The 17388-nt window shown below is 64.3% G+C and carries 16 protein-coding genes; 14 read left to right on the top strand and 2 right to left on the bottom strand.

What is annotated here, in order from left to right:
- Positions 1-19: 19 nt before the first annotated feature.
- From lpxD to INR38_RS14545, 10 genes are all read left to right on the top strand, one after another.
- The gene (lpxD, locus tag INR38_RS14590; RefSeq protein WP_192366384.1) at positions 20-1027 is read left to right on the top strand and encodes a UDP-3-O-(3-hydroxymyristoyl)glucosamine N-acyltransferase; all 1008 of its coding nucleotides are present in this window, start codon (positions 20-22) and stop codon (positions 1025-1027) included.
- A complete protein-coding gene (gene fabZ / locus INR38_RS14585; protein WP_012206736.1) occupies positions 1024-1464 on the top strand; it encodes a 3-hydroxyacyl-ACP dehydratase FabZ in 441 nt (146 codons plus the stop codon). Before lpxD ends, fabZ begins: the two co-directional genes overlap by 4 nt.
- A 7-nt stretch (positions 1465-1471) precedes the next feature.
- Positions 1472-2269, top strand: coding sequence for an acyl-ACP--UDP-N-acetylglucosamine O-acyltransferase (gene lpxA / locus INR38_RS14580; RefSeq protein WP_207442359.1), 798 nt, complete (start codon positions 1472-1474; stop codon positions 2267-2269).
- A gap of 21 nt (positions 2270-2290) precedes the next feature.
- Positions 2291-3481: a lipid-A-disaccharide synthase gene (gene lpxB, locus INR38_RS14575; protein ID WP_034396164.1), complete on the top strand. Its 1191-nt coding sequence runs from the start codon at positions 2291-2293 to the stop codon at positions 3479-3481.
- Complete coding sequence (gene rnhB, locus INR38_RS14570; RefSeq protein WP_012206733.1) at positions 3444-4151, top strand: ribonuclease HII; 708 nt, start codon at positions 3444-3446, stop codon at positions 4149-4151. Before lpxB ends, rnhB begins: the two co-directional genes overlap by 38 nt.
- Positions 4152-4213: 62 nt before the next feature.
- A complete protein-coding gene (locus INR38_RS14565) occupies positions 4214-5005 on the top strand; it encodes an RNA methyltransferase (RefSeq protein WP_012206732.1) in 792 nt (263 codons plus the stop codon).
- 174 nt (positions 5006-5179) lie between these two features.
- Positions 5180-6352 (top strand): glutamine-hydrolyzing carbamoyl-phosphate synthase small subunit, encoded by a 1173-nt coding sequence (gene carA, locus INR38_RS14560; RefSeq protein WP_016447475.1) that lies wholly within the window; start codon positions 5180-5182, stop codon positions 6350-6352.
- The gene (gene carB / locus INR38_RS14555) at positions 6345-9593 is read left to right on the top strand and encodes a carbamoyl-phosphate synthase large subunit (protein ID WP_013801459.1); all 3249 of its coding nucleotides are present in this window, start codon (positions 6345-6347) and stop codon (positions 9591-9593) included. Before carA ends, carB begins: the two co-directional genes overlap by 8 nt.
- 254 nt (positions 9594-9847) lie before the next feature.
- The gene (gene greA, locus INR38_RS14550; RefSeq protein ID WP_012206729.1) at positions 9848-10324 is read left to right on the top strand and encodes a transcription elongation factor GreA; all 477 of its coding nucleotides are present in this window, start codon (positions 9848-9850) and stop codon (positions 10322-10324) included.
- A 44-nt stretch (positions 10325-10368) separates the two neighbouring features.
- Positions 10369-10815, top strand: a complete 447-nt coding sequence (locus INR38_RS14545; protein WP_043819012.1) for a DUF4149 domain-containing protein — start codon at positions 10369-10371, stop codon at positions 10813-10815.
- 77 nt (positions 10816-10892) lie between these two features.
- Here the strand turns inward: INR38_RS14545 and INR38_RS14540 are convergent, their stop codons facing one another.
- The gene (locus INR38_RS14540; protein ID WP_071956497.1) at positions 10893-11687 is read right to left on the bottom strand and encodes a glycosyltransferase; all 795 of its coding nucleotides are present in this window, start codon (positions 11685-11687) and stop codon (positions 10893-10895) included.
- Between the two features lie 13 nt (positions 11688-11700).
- Positions 11701-12174, bottom strand: coding sequence for a YhbY family RNA-binding protein (locus INR38_RS14535; protein WP_013801462.1), 474 nt, complete (start codon positions 12172-12174; stop codon positions 11701-11703).
- 31 nt (positions 12175-12205) lie between these two features.
- On the opposite strand from INR38_RS14535, the gene INR38_RS14530 reads away from it, so the two are divergent.
- From INR38_RS14530 to glmM, 4 genes are all read left to right on the top strand, one after another.
- Positions 12206-12859, top strand: coding sequence for an RlmE family RNA methyltransferase (locus INR38_RS14530; RefSeq protein ID WP_207442361.1), 654 nt, complete (start codon positions 12206-12208; stop codon positions 12857-12859).
- 170 nt (positions 12860-13029) lie between these two features.
- Positions 13030-14952, top strand: coding sequence for an ATP-dependent zinc metalloprotease FtsH (gene ftsH / locus INR38_RS14525; protein ID WP_016447469.1), 1923 nt, complete (start codon positions 13030-13032; stop codon positions 14950-14952).
- A 142-nt stretch (positions 14953-15094) separates the two neighbouring features.
- Positions 15095-15931, top strand: coding sequence for a dihydropteroate synthase (folP, locus tag INR38_RS14520; protein ID WP_207442363.1), 837 nt, complete (start codon positions 15095-15097; stop codon positions 15929-15931).
- Between the two features lie 16 nt (positions 15932-15947).
- On the top strand, positions 15948-17291 hold the full coding sequence (gene glmM, locus INR38_RS14515) for a phosphoglucosamine mutase (RefSeq protein ID WP_063325287.1): 1344 nt from the start codon (positions 15948-15950) through the stop codon (positions 17289-17291).
- The last annotated feature ends 97 nt before the right edge of the window (positions 17292-17388 follow it).

Here is a 17388-nt window from a genome sequence, read left to right as displayed (position 1 = left end):
GCGTCCAGGGCTGCATGCCGTGAGCGTATTGTTGGGTCAGATCCTCGATGCACTCGGTGGCGAACTGGTCGGTGGCGGCAGGGAGATGCCCATCTCCCGCATCGCCCCGCTGGATTCCGCCGGGGCCGGGGATCTCAGTTTTCTGAGCAACCCCCGCTACCGCCAGCAACTGGCCGCCTCCGAGGCGGCCTGCGTTATTGTGGCGCCCGCCATGCGTGAGCTGGCGCAGCAGCGGGGTGCCTGCATCGTGGTCCCTGACCCGTATGCCTACTTCGCCAGGGCCACGCAGTGGTGGAAGCGGAACTGCAGGTCTGTGGCGCCGGCCGGTATCCATCCAAGCGCGGTGGTGCACGAGAGTGCCATCGTTGATGCCTCTGCCACGATCGGCCCGCTCTGCGTGGTTGAAGAGGGTGCCACCATCGGTGCCCACACCGTGCTCAAGTCGCGCGTCACCATTGGCGAGAACTGCCATGTGGGGGCGCGCTGTCTGCTGCATTCCGGCGTGGTGCTGGGAGCGGACGGCTTCGGGTTTGCGCCCGAGAACGGAGCATGGGTGAAGATCGAGCAGCTCGGTGGCGTGCGGATCGGCGACGATGTGGAAATCGGCGCCAACACTTGCATAGACCGCGGAGCGCTGGACGACACGGTGATCGAGGACGGGGTCAAGCTCGACAACCTGATCCAGATCGGTCACAACGTGCATGTCGGCAAGCATACGGCCATGGCCGGTTGCGTGGGGGTGGCCGGCAGCGCGCGCATTGGCGCGCATTGCACCGTGGGAGGCGGCGCCATCGTGCTGGGCCATCTGCAGCTGGCCGACAGGGTGCATATTTCGGCAGCGACGGTAGTGACCCGTTCGCTGACACAATCAGGTGTTTACACGGGCATGTTTCCCGTGGATGAAAACGCCAAATGGGAAAAAAATGCTGCGACGCTGAAGCAGCTGCACTCCATGCGCGATCGCATCAAGGCCCTGGAGCGGCAACTGCAGCAATCGGCGGATCAAGGCCATAACGGAACGCAATGATGGATATTCACGCAATTCTCAAGCAACTGCCCCACCGCTACCCCTTCCTGCTGGTGGACAAGGTCACGGAGCTTGAGCGCAATACACGCATCAAGGCGATCAAGAACGTCACGTTCAACGAGCCCTATTTCATGGGCCATTTCCCAGGCCGTCCCGTCATGCCGGGCGTGCTCATCCTGGAGGCGCTGGCGCAGGCTGCCGGCCTGCTGGCCTTCGATGCCATGGGCCAGGTTCCCGACGAAAACAACATCTACTATTTCGTGGGCATCGACGGTGCGCGCTTCAAGCGCCCCGTGGAGCCGGGCGACCAGCTGGTGCTGGAGATCACCATCGATCGCGTTCGCGGCGGCATCTGGAAGTTCAAGGGCGTGGCCCGCGTCGAGGACGAAGTGGCCTGCGAAGCCGAGCTGATGTGCACCATGCGCAACGTGGGCTGACGGGCGCATGGCTGGCATTGAACGCATCCATCCCACGGCACTGATAGATTCCGCTGCACAGCTGGATTCATCGGTGTCGGTCGGCCCCTATGCCGTCATCGGGCCGCATGTGGAAATCGGCGCCGGCACCACGATTGGCGCGCATTGCGTTGTCGAAGGCCATACCCGCATTGGTTGCGACAACCGGATTTTCCAGTTCGCGTCCCTGGGCGCTCAGCCCCAGGACAAGAAGTACGCAGGCGAGCCCACGCGGCTTGTCATCGGTGACCGCAACACGGTGCGCGAGTTCTGCACCTTCAATGCGGGCACCGTGCAGGACCAGGGTGTCACGGTCATCGGCCATGACAACTGGATCATGGCCTATGTGCATGTGGCCCACGACTGCGTCGTGGGCAGTCACACCATCCTGGCCAACAACGCCACCCTGGCCGGCCACGTGCATGTGGGCGACCATGTGATCCTGGGCGGCCTGACGGGCGTGCACCAGTTCACCAAGGTGGGCGCCCATGCCATGGCGGGCTTTGCCAGCCATATCTCGCAGGATGTGCCGCCCTTCATGATGGTGGATGGCAATCCCCTGGCCGTGCGTGGCTTCAATATCGAAGGCCTGCGCCGGCGCGGATTCGGGCCGCAGCGTATCCAGGCCATCAAGCAGATGCACCGTCTGCTGTATCGCCAGGGGCTGACCCTGGAGGCCGCGCGCGACGCCATTGGAGCGCTGGCTGGCGAGCAGCCCGAGGCCGTTGCCGATGTATCGCTGATGCTGGATTTTCTGGCCGCTTCGACCCGGGGCATTGCGCGCTGATCCGGCGCGCGAAAGGACGGCATGACAGAGAACGCGGCGCCATTGGCGCGCCTGAGTCCATCGATTGCCATGGTCGCCGGGGAAACCTCAGGCGACCTGCTGGCGTCCTTGCTCCTGGGTGGGCTGCAGGCCCGCTGGCCCGAGGCTTCGGCCTTTGGCATCGGCGGCCCCCAAATGCAGCAGCGCGGTTTTGAGGCATGGTGGTCCTGCGAGCGGCTGGCCGTGCATGGCTACAGCTGGGAAGTGTTTCGCCGACTGGCCGAGATTCTGAACATCCGCCGGCAGTTGCGCCAGCGCCTGCTCAAGCAGCCGCCAGCCGTTTTTGTCGGCATCGATGCGCCCGACTTCAACCTGGGCCTGGAGACCGATCTGCGGGCTGCGGGCATCAAGACCGTGCATTTCGTCTGCCCTTCGATCTGGGCCTGGCGTGCCGATCGCGTCGAGAAAATTCGGCGTGCGGCCGACCATGTGCTGTGCATCTTTCCCTTCGAGCCCGAGTTGCTGGCCCGTCACGGCATAGATGCCACCTACGTGGGCCATCCCCTGGCCAGCGTGATTCCGCTGCAGCCCGACCGTGCCGCCGCGCGCCGTCGGCTGGGTCTGCCGGAAGATGGTCTGGTGCTGGCCGTGCTGCCCGGCAGCCGACGCTCCGAAATCCGCTATCTTGCAGCCCGTTTCTTTCAGGCTGCAGCTTTGGTCCGGAAGGCGCTGCCAGCTATTAAAATAGTAGTGCCTGCCGTGCCTTCGCAACTGGACGAGTTGCGGCGCATTGCCCAGGAGTCCGGCATGGCCTCGTCGCTGCACATCGTGCGCGGCCAGTCCCATGATGCATTGGCAGCCTGCGACGTGACGTTGATCGCTAGCGGCACGGCCACGCTGGAAGCCGCGTTGTACAAGCGTCCCATGGTGATCGGCTACAACATGCACCCCTGGAGCTGGCGCCTGATGCGTGGCAAGCAGTTGCAGCCCTGGGTGGGCCTGCCCAACATCCTGTGCGGCGATTTCGTCGTGCCCGAGCTGATCCAGGATGCGGCAACGCCCCAGGCGCTGAGCGCGGCTGTGCTGCAATGGCTGCAGGCGTGCGAACATTCCCCTTCAACCGTCGAGGCGCTGGTACAGCGCTTCACAGCGCTGCACCATGAATTGCGGCGCGATACTGCCGAACTGGCCGCCCATGCGATCGAGAAAATCATTGCCCCCACTGCCGCCTGAACAGGCGTGCCTGCCCTGGCATCCGCCGGGGTTGGTTGCGGGCGTGGACGAAGCGGGCCGCGGCCCGTTGGCCGGCCCTGTCGTGGCCGCTGCTGTCATTCTTGACGATCTCAATCCCATCGAGGGCCTGAACGATTCCAAGAAGCTCACGGCTGCGCGCCGCGAGGCACTCTATGACGAGATCCGTGCCAAGGCGCTGTGCTGCAGCATTGCCGAGGCCTCGGTCGAAGAGATTGATCGCCTGAACATCCTGCAGGCCACGCTGCTGGCCATGCGCCGCGCGGTGCTGGGCCTGCGCCTGAAGCCGGTGCTCGTGCTGGTGGATGGCAACCAGCTGCCCGTGCTGGACGTGCAGGCCGAGGCCATCGTCAAGGGGGACTCCCTGGTGCAGGCCATCTCGGCCGCCTCCATTCTGGCCAAGGTCACGCGCGACCGCTGGTGCGAACGGCTGCATGAACAATATCCGGAATACGGTTTCGACGGCCACAAGGGCTACGGCACGGCGGCCCACCTTGCGGCGCTGCGCCTGCACGGTGCCTGCGAGGAGCACCGGCGAACCTTCGCGCCGGTGGCCCATGTCGTGAGCATTGCCCGCATGGCCGAGCCTCTGGCCGCTGCCCGCGTGGCAGCTGCGGCGCAGGGCGCGCAAGCCTTGCTGCTGTCGGCCTGAGCGCCTTTGCCGTTTCTTTCTGCGCCCGTGGCGCGCTGTTCCCTTTGCCCGAAAGCCCCACCATGAGCCGACAACCCGCCGCCACATTGATCCAGTCCCGTGACAACGTCCTGGTCAAGGATTTGCGCAGGCTTGTCCAGGATAGTGGGGCCTACCGCAAGCAAGGGCGCGTCTGGCTGGAGGGGGACCATCTGTGCCGTGCCGCGCTGGCGCGTGGCATGCAGCCCTCCGTGGCCGTGGTGGCCGAATCCTTCTGGCCGCTGGTGCCGCTGGAATGGGTGCAGGGCGCAGGCAAGTGCGTGGTGCTGGCAGATGCCCTGTTTGCCGAAGTCAGCGGCCTGGAGTCCCCGGCGCGCATCGGTTTTCTGATGGACTGGCAGGCATCGGCGGTCATCCGTGCAGGCGTGGCCACGGTGGTGTTGGACCGCGTGCAGGACGCAGGCAACGTGGGCTCCATCCTGCGCAGTGCCGCTGCCTTCGGTTTCAGCCAGGTCGTGGCCCTGAAGGGCACGGCTGCGCTGTGGAGCCAGAAGGTGCTGCGCGCCGGCATGGGGGCGCATTTCGGTCTGCAACTGGTCGAGTCGGCCTCGTCCGAAGACCTGGATGCGCTTGGCTTGCCCCTGATCGTGACCAGTTCCCACCAGGGCGAACTGATCCACAATGCCGCGCTGCCCTGGCCTTGTGCCTGGGCCATGGGCCATGAAGGGCAGGGCGTTGGAGAGGCGCTGATGCAGCGGGCAGCGCAGCATGTGCGCATCGGCCAGCCGGGCGGTGAGGAGTCGCTGAACGTGGCTGCTGCAGCGGCGATATGCCTGCACGCAAGCAGCGTGAGTGCCGGCTCACGTCAAGGGTAATCCCGCCTCCTGTCAGGAGGCTGAAGCACGACCAGCCTATAATGGGCGGCTTTCAAGCATTCCACACTACGCCTAGCGACGCTTCCTCGCCACCCCCTGCAGACAAGCTATAACCCGCCCGGATCCGTCCGTGCGGCACGCTGGGCGTAACCGTAATTAGAACCGGAGAACCCAGTGCTTTTGTCTCTCAAGGGAGCATTCCCATCCGCCATCCTGGCGCTCGCAGACGGCACGGTCTTTGTTGGCAACTCGATCGGTGCGCAAGGCACCACGGTTGGTGAAGTCGTTTTCAACACGGCAATCACCGGCTACCAGGAAATCCTCACCGACCCCAGCTACTGCCAGCAGATCGTGACGCTCACGTATCCGCACATCGGCAACTACGGCGTCAACGCAGAGGATGTCGAGGCTGGCAAGGTCCATGCGGCGGGCCTGATCATCAAGAACCTTCCGCTGCTGGCCAGCAACTTCCGCAAGTCCGAGACCCTGCCCGACTACCTCACGCGCAGCGGCACGGTGGCGATTGCCAACATCGACACGCGCAAGCTCACACGGCTGCTGCGCGACAAGGGCGCACAAAACGGCGCCATCGTCGGTTTGGCCGCTGGCGAAGAAGTGACCCAGGCGCGCATCGACGAGGCACTGGCTGCGGCCAAGGCTGCCCCCAGCATGAAGGGCCTGGATCTGGCCCAGGTGGTGAGCGCCGCCCAGCAGTACGAATGGACGGAAACCGAGTGGAAGCTGGGCGAAGGCTACGGCCAGCAGCAGGCCCCGCGTTTCCATGTGGTGGCCTATGACTTCGGCGTGAAGTTCAACATCCTGCGCATGCTGGCCGAGCGCGGCTGCAAGCTGACCGTGGTGCCGGCCAAGACGCCCGCCAAGGATGTGCTGGCACTCAACCCCGACGGCGTTTTCCTGTCCAACGGCCCTGGCGACCCGGAGCCCTGCGACTACGCCATTGCCGCCACCAAGGAGCTGGTGGAGTCCGGCAAGCCCGTCTTCGGCATCTGCCTGGGTCACCAGATCATGGCCCTGGCCGCCGGCGCCAAGACCTTCAAGATGGCCAACAGCCACCACGGCGCCAACCACCCCGTCAAGGACCTGGACAACGGCCGGGTCAGCATCACCAGCCAGAACCACGGTTTTGCCGTGGAGATGGAGTCCCTGCCCGACACGCTGCGCGCCACGCACATCAGCCTGTTCGACGGCACGCTGCAAGGCCTTGAGCACAAGGACAAGCCTGCGTTCTGCTTCCAGGGCCACCCCGAGGCTTCGCCCGGCCCGCACGATATCGCCTACCTGTTTGACCGCTTCACGGCGCTGATGGAGAAACACAAAAATGCCTAAGCGCACCGACCTCAAAAGCATTCTGATCATTGGCGCCGGTCCCATCGTCATCGGCCAGGCCTGCGAGTTTGACTACTCCGGCGTGCAGGCCTGCAAGGCGTTGCGCGAAGAGGGCTACAAGGTCATCCTGATCAACAGCAACCCTGCCACGATCATGACCGACCCGGCCACGGCCGACGTCACCTACATCGAGCCCATCACCTGGCAGACGGTCGAGAAGATCATCGCCAAGGAGCGTCCCGACGCCATCCTGCCGACCATGGGCGGCCAGACCGCGCTGAACTGCGCGCTGGACCTGTGGCGCAACGGCGTGCTGCACAAGTACAAGGTCGAGCTGATCGGCGCCACGCCCGAGGCCATCGACAAGGCTGAGGACCGCCTCAAGTTCAAGGATGCGATGACGCGCATCGGCCTGGGTTCGGCACGCTCGGGCATCGCCCATTCGATGGACGAAGCCTGGGCCGTGCAAAAGGAAATGGGCTTTCCCACCGTCATCCGCCCCAGCTTCACGCTGGGCGGCACGGGCGGCGGCATTGCCTACAACCCCGAAGAGTTCGAGACCATCTGCAAGCGCGGGCTGGAAGCGTCCCCGACCAATGAGCTGCTGATCGAGGAATCGCTGCTTGGCTGGAAGGAGTACGAGATGGAAGTCGTCCGCGACAAGGCGGACAACTGCATCATCATCTGCTCCATCGAGAACCTGGATCCCATGGGCGTGCACACCGGCGACTCGATCACCGTGGCACCCGCGCAGACGCTGACCGACAAGGAATACCAGATCATGCGCAACGCCTCGCTGGCGGTGCTGCGCGAGATCGGTGTGGACACGGGCGGCTCCAACGTGCAGTTCTCGGTGAATCCGAAGGACGGCCGCATGATCGTCATCGAGATGAACCCGCGCGTGTCGCGTTCCTCGGCGCTGGCCTCCAAGGCCACGGGCTTCCCCATCGCCAAGGTCGCTGCCAAGCTGGCCGTGGGCTACACGCTGGATGAACTCAAGAACGACATCACGGGCGGCAAGACGCCCGCTTCGTTCGAGCCCTCGATCGACTACGTGGTCACCAAGATCCCGCGTTTCGCGTTCGAGAAGTTCCCCGCTGCCGACAACCGCCTGACCACGCAGATGAAGTCCGTGGGCGAGGTCATGGCCATTGGCCGTACCTTCCAGGAGTCCTTCCAGAAGGCGCTGCGCGGCCTGGAAGTCGGCGTGGACGGCATGAACGAAAAGACCCAGGACCGCGAAATTCTCGAAAAGGAACTCGGCGAGCCAGGTCCGGACCGCATCTGGTATGTGGGCGATGCCTTCGCTGCCGGCTGGACGCTGGACGAGGTGCACAACATCACCAAGATCGACAAGTGGTTCCTCGTGCAGATCGAAGAGATCGTGAAGATCGAACTCGAGCTGGACCAGGTCTACGAGGAAAAGGGCGATGCCGCGCTGGCCGCACTGGACGCCACCACGCTGCGCACGCTCAAGCAAAAGGGCTTCTCCGACCGTCGCCTGGCCAAGCTGCTGCACAGCAATGAGAAGGCCGTGCGCGAGGCACGCAAGGCACTGGGCGTGCGCCCCGTGTTCAAGCGCGTGGACACCTGCGCTGCCGAGTTCGCCACCGACACGGCCTACATGTACTCCACCTATGACGAGGAGTGCGAAGCCGAGCCGACGGACAAGAAAAAGATCATGGTGCTGGGCGGTGGCCCGAACCGCATCGGCCAGGGCATCGAGTTCGACTACTGCTGCGTGCATGCTGCGCTCGCCATGCGCGAGGACGGCTATGAAACCATCATGGTCAACTGCAACCCCGAGACCGTGTCCACCGACTACGACACGTCGGACCGCCTGTACTTCGAGCCGCTGACGCTGGAAGACGTGCTCGAAGTCGTGGCTGTCGAGAAGCCTGTTGGCGTCATCGTGCAGTACGGCGGCCAGACGCCCCTGAAGCTGGCGCTGGGTCTTGAAAAGGAAGGCGTGCCCATCATCGGCACCACGCCCGACATGATCGACGCGGCCGAAGACCGCGAGCGCTTCCAGAAGCTGCTGCATGAGCTGGGCCTGCGCCAGCCGCCCAATGCCACGGCCCGTACCGAGCCCGAAGCGCTGGAAAAGGCGGCCGGCCTGGGCTACCCCCTGGTCGTGCGTCCCAGCTATGTGCTGGGTGGCCGTGCCATGGAAATCGTGCACGAGCAGCGCGACCTGGAGCGCTACATGCGCGAAGCCGTCAAGGTCAGCAACGACTCGCCCGTGCTGCTGGACCACTTCCTGTCCAACGCCATCGAGTGCGATGTGGACTGCGTGCGCGACCGCGAAGGCGCCGTCTTCATCGGCGGCGTGATGGAGCACATCGAGCAGGCTGGCGTGCATTCGGGCGATTCCGCCTGCTCGCTGCCGCCTTACTACCTCAAGCCCGAGACCGTGGCCGAGATCAAGCGCCAGACTGCCGCCATGGCCAACGCGCTGAGCGTGGTCGGCCTGATGAACGTGCAGTTCGCCATCAAGGAAACGGCCGACGGCGACGTGATCTACGTGCTGGAAGTCAACCCGCGCGCCTCGCGCACCGTGCCCTTCGTCTCCAAGGCCACCGGCATCCAGCTGGCCAAGGTGGCTGCACGCTGCATGGCCGGCGACACGCTGGCCCAGCAGGGCATCACCAAGGAAGTCACGCCGCCGTACTTCAGCGTCAAGGAAGCCGTCTTCCCGTTCGTGAAGTTCCCTGGCGTGGACACCATCCTCGGCCCCGAGATGAAGTCCACTGGCGAAGTCATGGGCGTGGGCAAGACCTTTGGCGAAGCCTTCGTCAAGAGCCAACTGGGCGCCGGCGTCACGCTGCCGACCCAGGGCAAGGTCTTCCTGACCGTGAAGAACGCCGACAAGCCGCGTGCCGTGGCCGTGGCCAAGGAACTGGCTGCGATGGGCTTCGTGCTGTGCGCCACGCGCGGTACGGCAGCGGCCATTTCCGAGGCCGGCATCGAGGTGCAGCTCGTCAACAAGGTGACCGAAGGCCGCCCCCACATCGTGGACATGATCAAGAACGGCGAGATCGCCATGGTCATCAACACGGTGGAGGAGCGCCGCAATGCCATCGCCGACTCGCGTGCCATCCGTACCAGCGCCCTGCTGGCGCGTGTGACCACCTTCACGACCATCTTCGGTGCAGAAGCTGCCGTCGAAGGCATGAAGTCCATGGGCAACATGGACGTGCACTCGGTCCAGGAATTGCACGCCCAACTGCAGGCTGCCTGAGATCCTTCCATTGCCGCTGCGCCTGTTTTTTGATGGCGCGCAGCGAGCGGCACTGTCCGACAGTGCCGCCGGGTTATCCCACCATTTCGGGTGGGTAAACACGGCATAATGGAACGAATCATTCGATGAAACCGCCGCGCGGCAACGTGCGGCGGTTTGCTTTTGGGGTGCAGGTCTAGCCGCAAAGTCGCCGGCCCGCCTGTACCAAAGAAACCGCGCAGCGCGCGGCGTTCGCTGAACATGGAGACTTTTCAATGGCCACCATTCCCATCACCAAGCGCGGAGCCGAGAAGCTCAAGGACGAACTGCACCGCCTGAAAACCGTGGAGCGTCCCTCCATCATCCAGGCCATCGCCGAGGCACGTGCCCAGGGTGACCTGAGCGAAAACGCCGAATACGAGGCCGCCAAGGACCGCCAGGGCTTCATCGAAGGCCGCATTGCCGAGGTCGAGAGCAAGCTGTCGGCTGCCCAGATCATCGATCCCTCTTCCGTGGATGCCGGTGGCCGCGTGGTCTTCGGTGCAACGGTGGAGCTCGAGGATGAAGACAGCGGCGACACGGTCAAGTACCAGATCGTCGGCGAGGACGAGGCCGACCTCAAGCTGGGCCTGATCAACGTCTCCAGCCCCATCGCGCGCGCGCTGATCGGCAAGGAAGAGGGCGATACCGCCGTCGTGCAGGCACCGGGCGGCGAGCGCCGCTATGAAGTGGTGTCGGTGCGCTACCTCTGATGCGTCGGCGCCTGTGCCTCGATCATTGAGGAAGGCCTAAGCCCATGAGCAACCTGTACGAACGCGTTCCCCTGCTGGCTGCTGCCCTGTGGTGGGGCAGCCTGTCGGCCATCGGCTTCATGGCCGTGCCCATGCTGTTCGCCCAATTGCCCACGCCGGCTGTCGCGGGCTTCATGGCAGCCAAGCTGTTTGCCGCGCAGACCTGGGTGTCCATCGCCTGCGCGGCCCTGCTGCTGGTCCTGTCCCGGCGCAACAAGGAGCAGGTCCTGCAGCCCTGGGCCAAGGCCTGTCTGGGCTTTGTGATCGCAGGCATGCTGCTGGCATTTCTGGTCCAGTACGGCGTGTCGCCGCGCATCGTTGCACGCGACAACCTCAAGCTGTGGCACAGCGTGGGCACGGTGATGTATGCGCTGCAGTGGCTGTGTGCGCTCGTCGTGCTGTGGCGCATAGGCAGTCCTCCGTCTCAAGCGAAAGCCGAGGCCACGGCCTGATCCCGGTCCTGCCGGTTCGGTGCCATGCCAAACGAAAACGCCCGCAAGCGCGGGCGTTTTTTTGTGGGTCGAGCTGCTTACTCGTGCCAGTGCTCGGCCACCCAGGTGGCAGGCCGGATATAGCGAAAGCGCCGATTGCGCCGGCCGGCCAACGCGTCGGGCGGGTTGCATTCTCCGTGGAAGATCACCACGCGTGCACCATCCGGCACGAAGGGCGGCTTCCAGTAGTTCGTCGGCCATGCTGGAATGCAGTGGTACTTGAAGCTGGGGCACCAGGCCTGCGGCCAGTACTTGAGCTTGCCCTGCTTGTGCAGCATGTCGGACAGGTAGGCCTGTTCGTTGCGGAAGCTGCTGCGGATCTCTTCGAAATGCGTGCGGAAGTAGTCCAGTACCTCGGGGTGGGCACCCAGCTCGAAGCGGTACACCGAGGAATTGCCCGTGATGCGCCAGGGACGCTTGTAGTCGTGGATGATCAGGAATTCGCCGGGCTCGGTGAAAAAATCGTCCAGCGGCCCGGTGATGACCACGTCCACGTCAAGAAACAGCGCCGTACCGCGCAGGCCATGCAGGTCGGCGCTGAAGGTGGCCAGCTTGTTCCAGCCACGCTCGGGAATGCCGGCGGGCAGGTTCAGCGGCGGAATAGGCAGGCATTCGACTTCGTCACGAATCCCCACGCCGTCATCGGTCAGGCAGACAAGGCGAAAATCGCCCTTCAGATGCCGACGCACCATGGCGTAGAGCCTGTTGACATACTCCGGACCGTACTTCTTGCCCCACTTCATGCAGATCACGAAGCGCTGCTGCGCAGAGGGGGAGGCGGAGGGCGGTTGCGCGGCCTGGGCCACGCTGGGGGCATGGGATGCTACGGTCATGGATGCGGCGGACTCAGTCTGCCTGGCGCTTCTTGACCGACTTTTGCTTGGGCTTGGCGCGCTTGACCTGGCCACCTGCCGTCAGGCGCTGGTTGCCCAGCACGCGGATCTGCTTGACCTCGGGCTTTTGGCCGGAGCGCTTGCTGAACTTGAGCAGCTTGACATCGCGAGGACCGGGCATGCGGTTCTCGTCGACGGCTTTTTCCTTTTCTGGCATGGGGCGCCAGAGCACCAGCAGCTTGCCGATGTGTTGAATGGGTGCAGCGCCAAGTTCGTCGCACAGCTGCAGATACATCTGCTCGCGTGCGGCGCGGTCGTCGTTGAAGACACGGACCTTGATCAGGCCATGTGCGTTAAGGCCGGCGTTGACCTCCTTTTGCACGGCAGCCGTCAGGCCGTCACCTCCGATGAGGACCACGGGGTCCAGGTGGTGTGCGTTGGCGCGGTGTTCCCGGCGCTCGGCGGGAGTCAATTGAATTTGGGGCATGGCCGTATTATCGAGGCTGAAAGAATCCAGCATGAAAGTCCAAACAAAAAGCAAGAAGGTCAACAAGGCTTGGCTCAACAGCCACGTCAACGATCCTTACGTCAAAGCCGCCCAGAAGGACGGCTACCGCGCTCGCGCGGCCTACAAACTCAAGGAGATAGACGAGCAGCTCAAGCTCATCCGGCCGGGTGCCACGGTGGTGGACCTGGGCTCTACGCCCGGGGCGTGGAGCCAGTATGTGCGCCGCTGCCTGTCGCCAGAAGGTGCGGCGGTGGGAGCGCTCAATGGCCGGATCATCTCGCTGGATCTGCTGCCCATGGAGCCCATCGAGGGCGTGCAGTTCATTCTGGGCGATTTCCGCGAGGAGCCGGTGCTGGCGCAGCTGCAGGAAGCGCTGGGCGGCGGCAAGGCCGATGTGGTGGTCTCCGACATGGCTCCCAACCTGTCGGGCAACGGTACGACGGATGCGGCGCGCATTGCGCTGCTGGTGGAGCTGGCGGTTGATTTCTCCATCCACCATATGAAACCTGAAGGGGCCTTGGTCGTGAAGCTCTTTCACGGCGGGGCCTACGACGACCTTGTAGCGCTGTTCCGGCAGACCTTCAGGGTGGTCAAGCCGATCAAGCCCAAGTCCTCGCGCGACAAGTCTTCGGAGACGTTTCTGGTGGGCATGGGGCTCAAGTAGCCCTGCACAGCCGCCCGGCGCGGCCCTGACGCGGGTCAAGACCGCATTCAAGCTATGGCTGCTATAGAGGGATATAGGCGACCAGCCAGCTTGAAACACCTAAAATGGACCGCAAATACGCTTCGAGCACGCTGGAAGTCGTTTTATCTGTATCCCCATTGGAGCCCCGCTTGAACAATCAGTGGTTTTCAAAAATTGCCGTCTGGCTGGTCATCGCCATGGTGCTGTTTACGGTGTTCAAACAATTTGACACTCGCGGCGGCGCTGGCGCGTCCCATGTCGGTTACTCCGAGTTCCTGGAAGAGGTGCGAAGCAACCGCATCAAGAGCGCCACCATCCAGGAAAGCCCCGGCGGCACCGAGATCGTGGCCACGACCAACGATGATCGCAAGGTGCGCACCACGGCCACCTACCTGGATCGTGGGCTCGTGGGCGATCTGATCAACAACAACGTCAAGTTCGACGTCAAGCCCCGCGAAGAAGGCTCGGTCCTCATGACCCTGCTCGTCAGCTGGGGTCCCATGCTGCTGTTGATCGGCGTGTGGGTGTACTTCATGCGCCAGATGCAGGGCGGCGGCAAGGGCGGTGCTTTCAGCTTCGGCAAGAGCAAGGCCCGCATGCTGGACGAGAACAACAACACCGTGACCTTTGCCGACGTTGCAGGCTGCGACGAAGCCAAGGAAGAGGTCAAGGAAGTCGTGGACTTCCTGAAGGACCCCAACAAGTTCCAGAAGCTCGGCGGCCGCATTCCGCGTGGCCTGCTGCTGGTCGGGCCTCCGGGTACCGGCAAGACGCTGCTGGCCAAGTCCATCGCTGGTGAAGCCAAGGTTCCGTTCTTCAGCATCTCGGGTTCCGACTTCGTGGAAATGTTCGTGGGCGTGGGCGCTGCCCGTGTGCGCGACATGTTCGAGAATGCCAAGAAGAACGCACCCTGCATCATCTTCATTGATGAAATCGACGCCGTGGGCCGCCAGCGCGGCGCAGGCCTGGGCGGTGGCAACGATGAGCGTGAACAGACCCTGAACCAGATGCTGGTCGAGATGGACGGCTTCGAGACCAACCTCGGCGTGATCGTCGTGGCTGCGACCAACCGTCCCGACATCCTGGATGCCGCCCTGCTGCGTCCCGGCCGTTTCGACCGCCAGGTGTATGTGACGCTGCCCGATATCCGTGGCCGCGAGCAGATCCTCAATGTGCACATGCGCAAGATTCCTGTCGGCCAGGACGTGAATCCGGGCGTGATCGCCCGCGGCACGCCCGGCATGTCGGGTGCCGATCTGGCCAACCTCTGCAACGAAGCAGCCCTGATGGCCGCGCGCCGCAATGCGCGTACCGTCGAGATGCAGGATTTCGAGAAGGCCAAGGACAAGATCATCATGGGCCCCGAGCGCAAGAGCATGGTCATGCCCGAGGAAGAGCGCCGCAACACGGCCTACCACGAGGCGGGCCACGCGCTGATCGGCAAGCTGCTGCCCAAGTGCGATCCCGTGCACAAGGTCACCATCATCCCCCGCGGCCGTGCGCTGGGCGTAACGATGAGCCTGCCCGAGAAGGACCGCTACTCCTACGACAAGGAGTTCATGCTCAACCAGATCGCCATGCTGTTCGGTGGACGCATTGCCGAAGAAGTGTTCATGAACCAGATGACCACCGGCGCGAGCAACGACTTCGAGCGGGCCACGCAGATCGCACGCGACATGGTCACGCGCTACGGCATGACCGACGCGCTGGGTCCCATGGTCTATGCGGAGCAGGAAGGCGAGCCTTTCCTGGGCCGCTCGATGAGCAAGACCAACAGCATGAGCGAGCAGACGATGCAGAAGGTGGACCAGGAGGTTCGCCGCATCATCGACGAGCAGTACGGGCTGGCGCGCAAGCTGATCGAGGACAACTCCGACAAGATGCATGCCATGGCCAAGGCCATGCTCGACTGGGAAACCATCGACGCCGAGCAACTCGATGACATCATGGCCGGCCGCGAGCCGCGTCCTCCCAAGGACTGGGTGCCGCGCAACCCGCCGTCGTCCGACGGTGGCAACTCGTCCGGCGGCACGCCGGCAGTGGATGCCGACCCTGCGCCCACCACGGCCTGATCTGCTTGCCGCAGAATCTGCCAATCCCATGCAAAGGGCCCCGAGGGGCCCTTTTGCTTTGCTTGCAGGATGTGTTCAATCGCCCACAGCGGTGGCCGAGCGAGGGGCCCGGTCCGGCAAGCGCCTACCTTCAGGAAATCCCATGCCGCATCAATGGCAGACTTCGCGCTTTGTTCTAGACCTTCAGCGTCCACTGGTCATGGGCATCGTCAATGTGACGCCCGACTCGTTTTCCGACGGGGGGCGGCACAACACGGTGGAGCAGGCCTTGCGGCATGCAGAGCAGCTGGTCGGTGAAGGCGCGCACATCCTCGACATCGGCGGTGAGTCCACCAGGCCCGGATCACCGGCCGTGCCGCTGGACGAGGAATTGCGGCGCGTGCTGCCCGTGGTGCAGGGCGCGGTGCAACTGGGCGTGCCTGTCTCCGTCGATACCTACAAGCCCGAGGTCATGCAGGCCGTGCTGGATCTGGGGGCCGACATCGTCAACGACATCTGGGCGCTGCGCCAGCCGGGCGCGCAGCAGGTGGTGGCCGCGCACCCGCGCTGCGGCATCTGTCTCATGCACATGCATGGCACGCCGCAGGACATGCAGACCGTGCCCATGCAAGGCGATGCCGTGCCCGCCGTGCGCGATTTCCTGCAGTTGCACACCGATGCCCTGCTGGCCCGGGGCGTGGCGCGCGAGCGCATTGTCTGGGACTACGGCATCGGCTTCGGCAAAAGCGTGGCACAGAATTTTTCGCTGCTTGCGCGCCAGCAGGAATTGCTGGGCCTAGACTTCCCGCTGCTGGCGGGCTGGTCGCGCAAGGGCTCGCTCGGGCAGGTCAGTGGCCTTGCGCAGGGCCAGCGCATGGTGCCCAGTGTGGCGGCGGCGCTGCTGGCAGTGGAGCGGGGTGCGCGCGTGGTGCGCGTGCACGACGTGGCCGATACGGTGGCGGCATTGACGGTCTGGCAGACCATGCACGACAACAACTGAACAACAAAGGAGCACTATGGCACGCACATATTTTGGTACCGATGGAATTCGCGGCCTGGTGGGCCGCTCGCCCATCACCCCCGACTTCGCGTTGCGCCTGGCGCACGCCGTGGGCCGTGTGCTGCGGCGTAAGGAAGCCCGCCCGATGGTGCTGATCGGCAAGGACACCCGGATCTCGGGCTACATGCTGGAGAGTGCCCTGGAGTCAGGTTTCAACTCGGCCGGCGTGGACGTGATGCTGCTCGGTCCCCTGCCCACCCCGGGCGTGGCCTACCTGACGCGCGCCCAGCGAGCCAGCCTGGGCGTGGTCATCAGCGCCAGCCACAACCCTTACTACGACAACGGCATCAAGTTCTTCAGCGCACAGGGCACCAAGCTGCCCGATGCCTGGGAGGAAGAGGTCGAGCAGGCCTTGACCGAAGATCCCGTATGGGCCGACTCTGCCGCTCTGGGAAAGGCCCGGCGCCTTGAAGACGCGGCAGGGCGCTATATCGAGTTCTGCAAGAGCACCTTTGACCATGCACTCACGCTCAAGGGCGTGAAGATCGTTGTCGATGCGGCCCATGGCGCGGCCTATCAGATCGCACCCAAGGTCTTCCATGAACTGGGGGCCGATGTGGTGGCCATAGGCTGTGCGCCCGATGGACTGAACATCAACGAAGACGTGGGTGCCACGCACCCCGAGGCCCTGGTGCTGGCCGTGCGCGCCAACAAGGCCGACTTCGGCGTGGCGCTGGATGGCGATGCCGACCGGCTGCTGCTGGTCGATGCCGCTGGGCGGCTCTACAACGGCGACGAACTGCTGTATCTGCTGGCAGCCGACAGGCTGGCGCGCGGCGAGGCCGTGCCGGGCGCCGTGGGCACGCTGATGACCAATATGGCCGTGGAGGTGGCGCTGAAGTCCCAGGGCGTGGGCTTTGTGCGTGCCAAGGTGGGCGACCGCTATGTGCTGGAAGAGCTGCACCGCCAGGGCTGGACCCTGGGCGGTGAGGGCTCGGGCCATTTGCTGGCGCTGGACAAGCACACCACGGGCGACGGCCTGGTCAGCGCGCTGCAGGTGCTGCAGGCCTGCGTGCGCTCGGGCAAGAGCCTGTCGCAGTGGCTGTCGTCCGTGCAGCTGTTTCCCCAGGTGCTGCTCAACGTGCGGCTGCAGCCGGGCCAGGACTGGAAGCGCAACACCCAATTGGAAGAGGCCACCGAGGCCGTCAAGGCCGAGCTGGGAGATACGGGGCGCGTGCTCATCCGCGCCAGCGGCACCGAGCCTTTGCTGCGCGTGATGGTGGAGGCGCGCGATGGCGATCAGGCCAGCCGCTGTGCCGAGCGCCTGGCCAGCGTGGCCAAGAATTCGCCGGTTGCCTGAGCGGTTGCGCGCTCCTGTGCATGGAAGGCCGGGGCTTCATGCCTCGGCTTTTTTTGTCTGGATTCCGGTGCGCGAGGTGATGCGATGCGCGCGGTGA

It is taken from the genome of Delftia sp. SD018, assembly GCF_017355445.1.
Classification (GTDB): domain Bacteria; phylum Pseudomonadota; class Gammaproteobacteria; order Burkholderiales; family Burkholderiaceae_C; genus Comamonas; species Comamonas acidovorans.
This window is presented reverse-complemented; position numbering and strand designations above follow the sequence as displayed.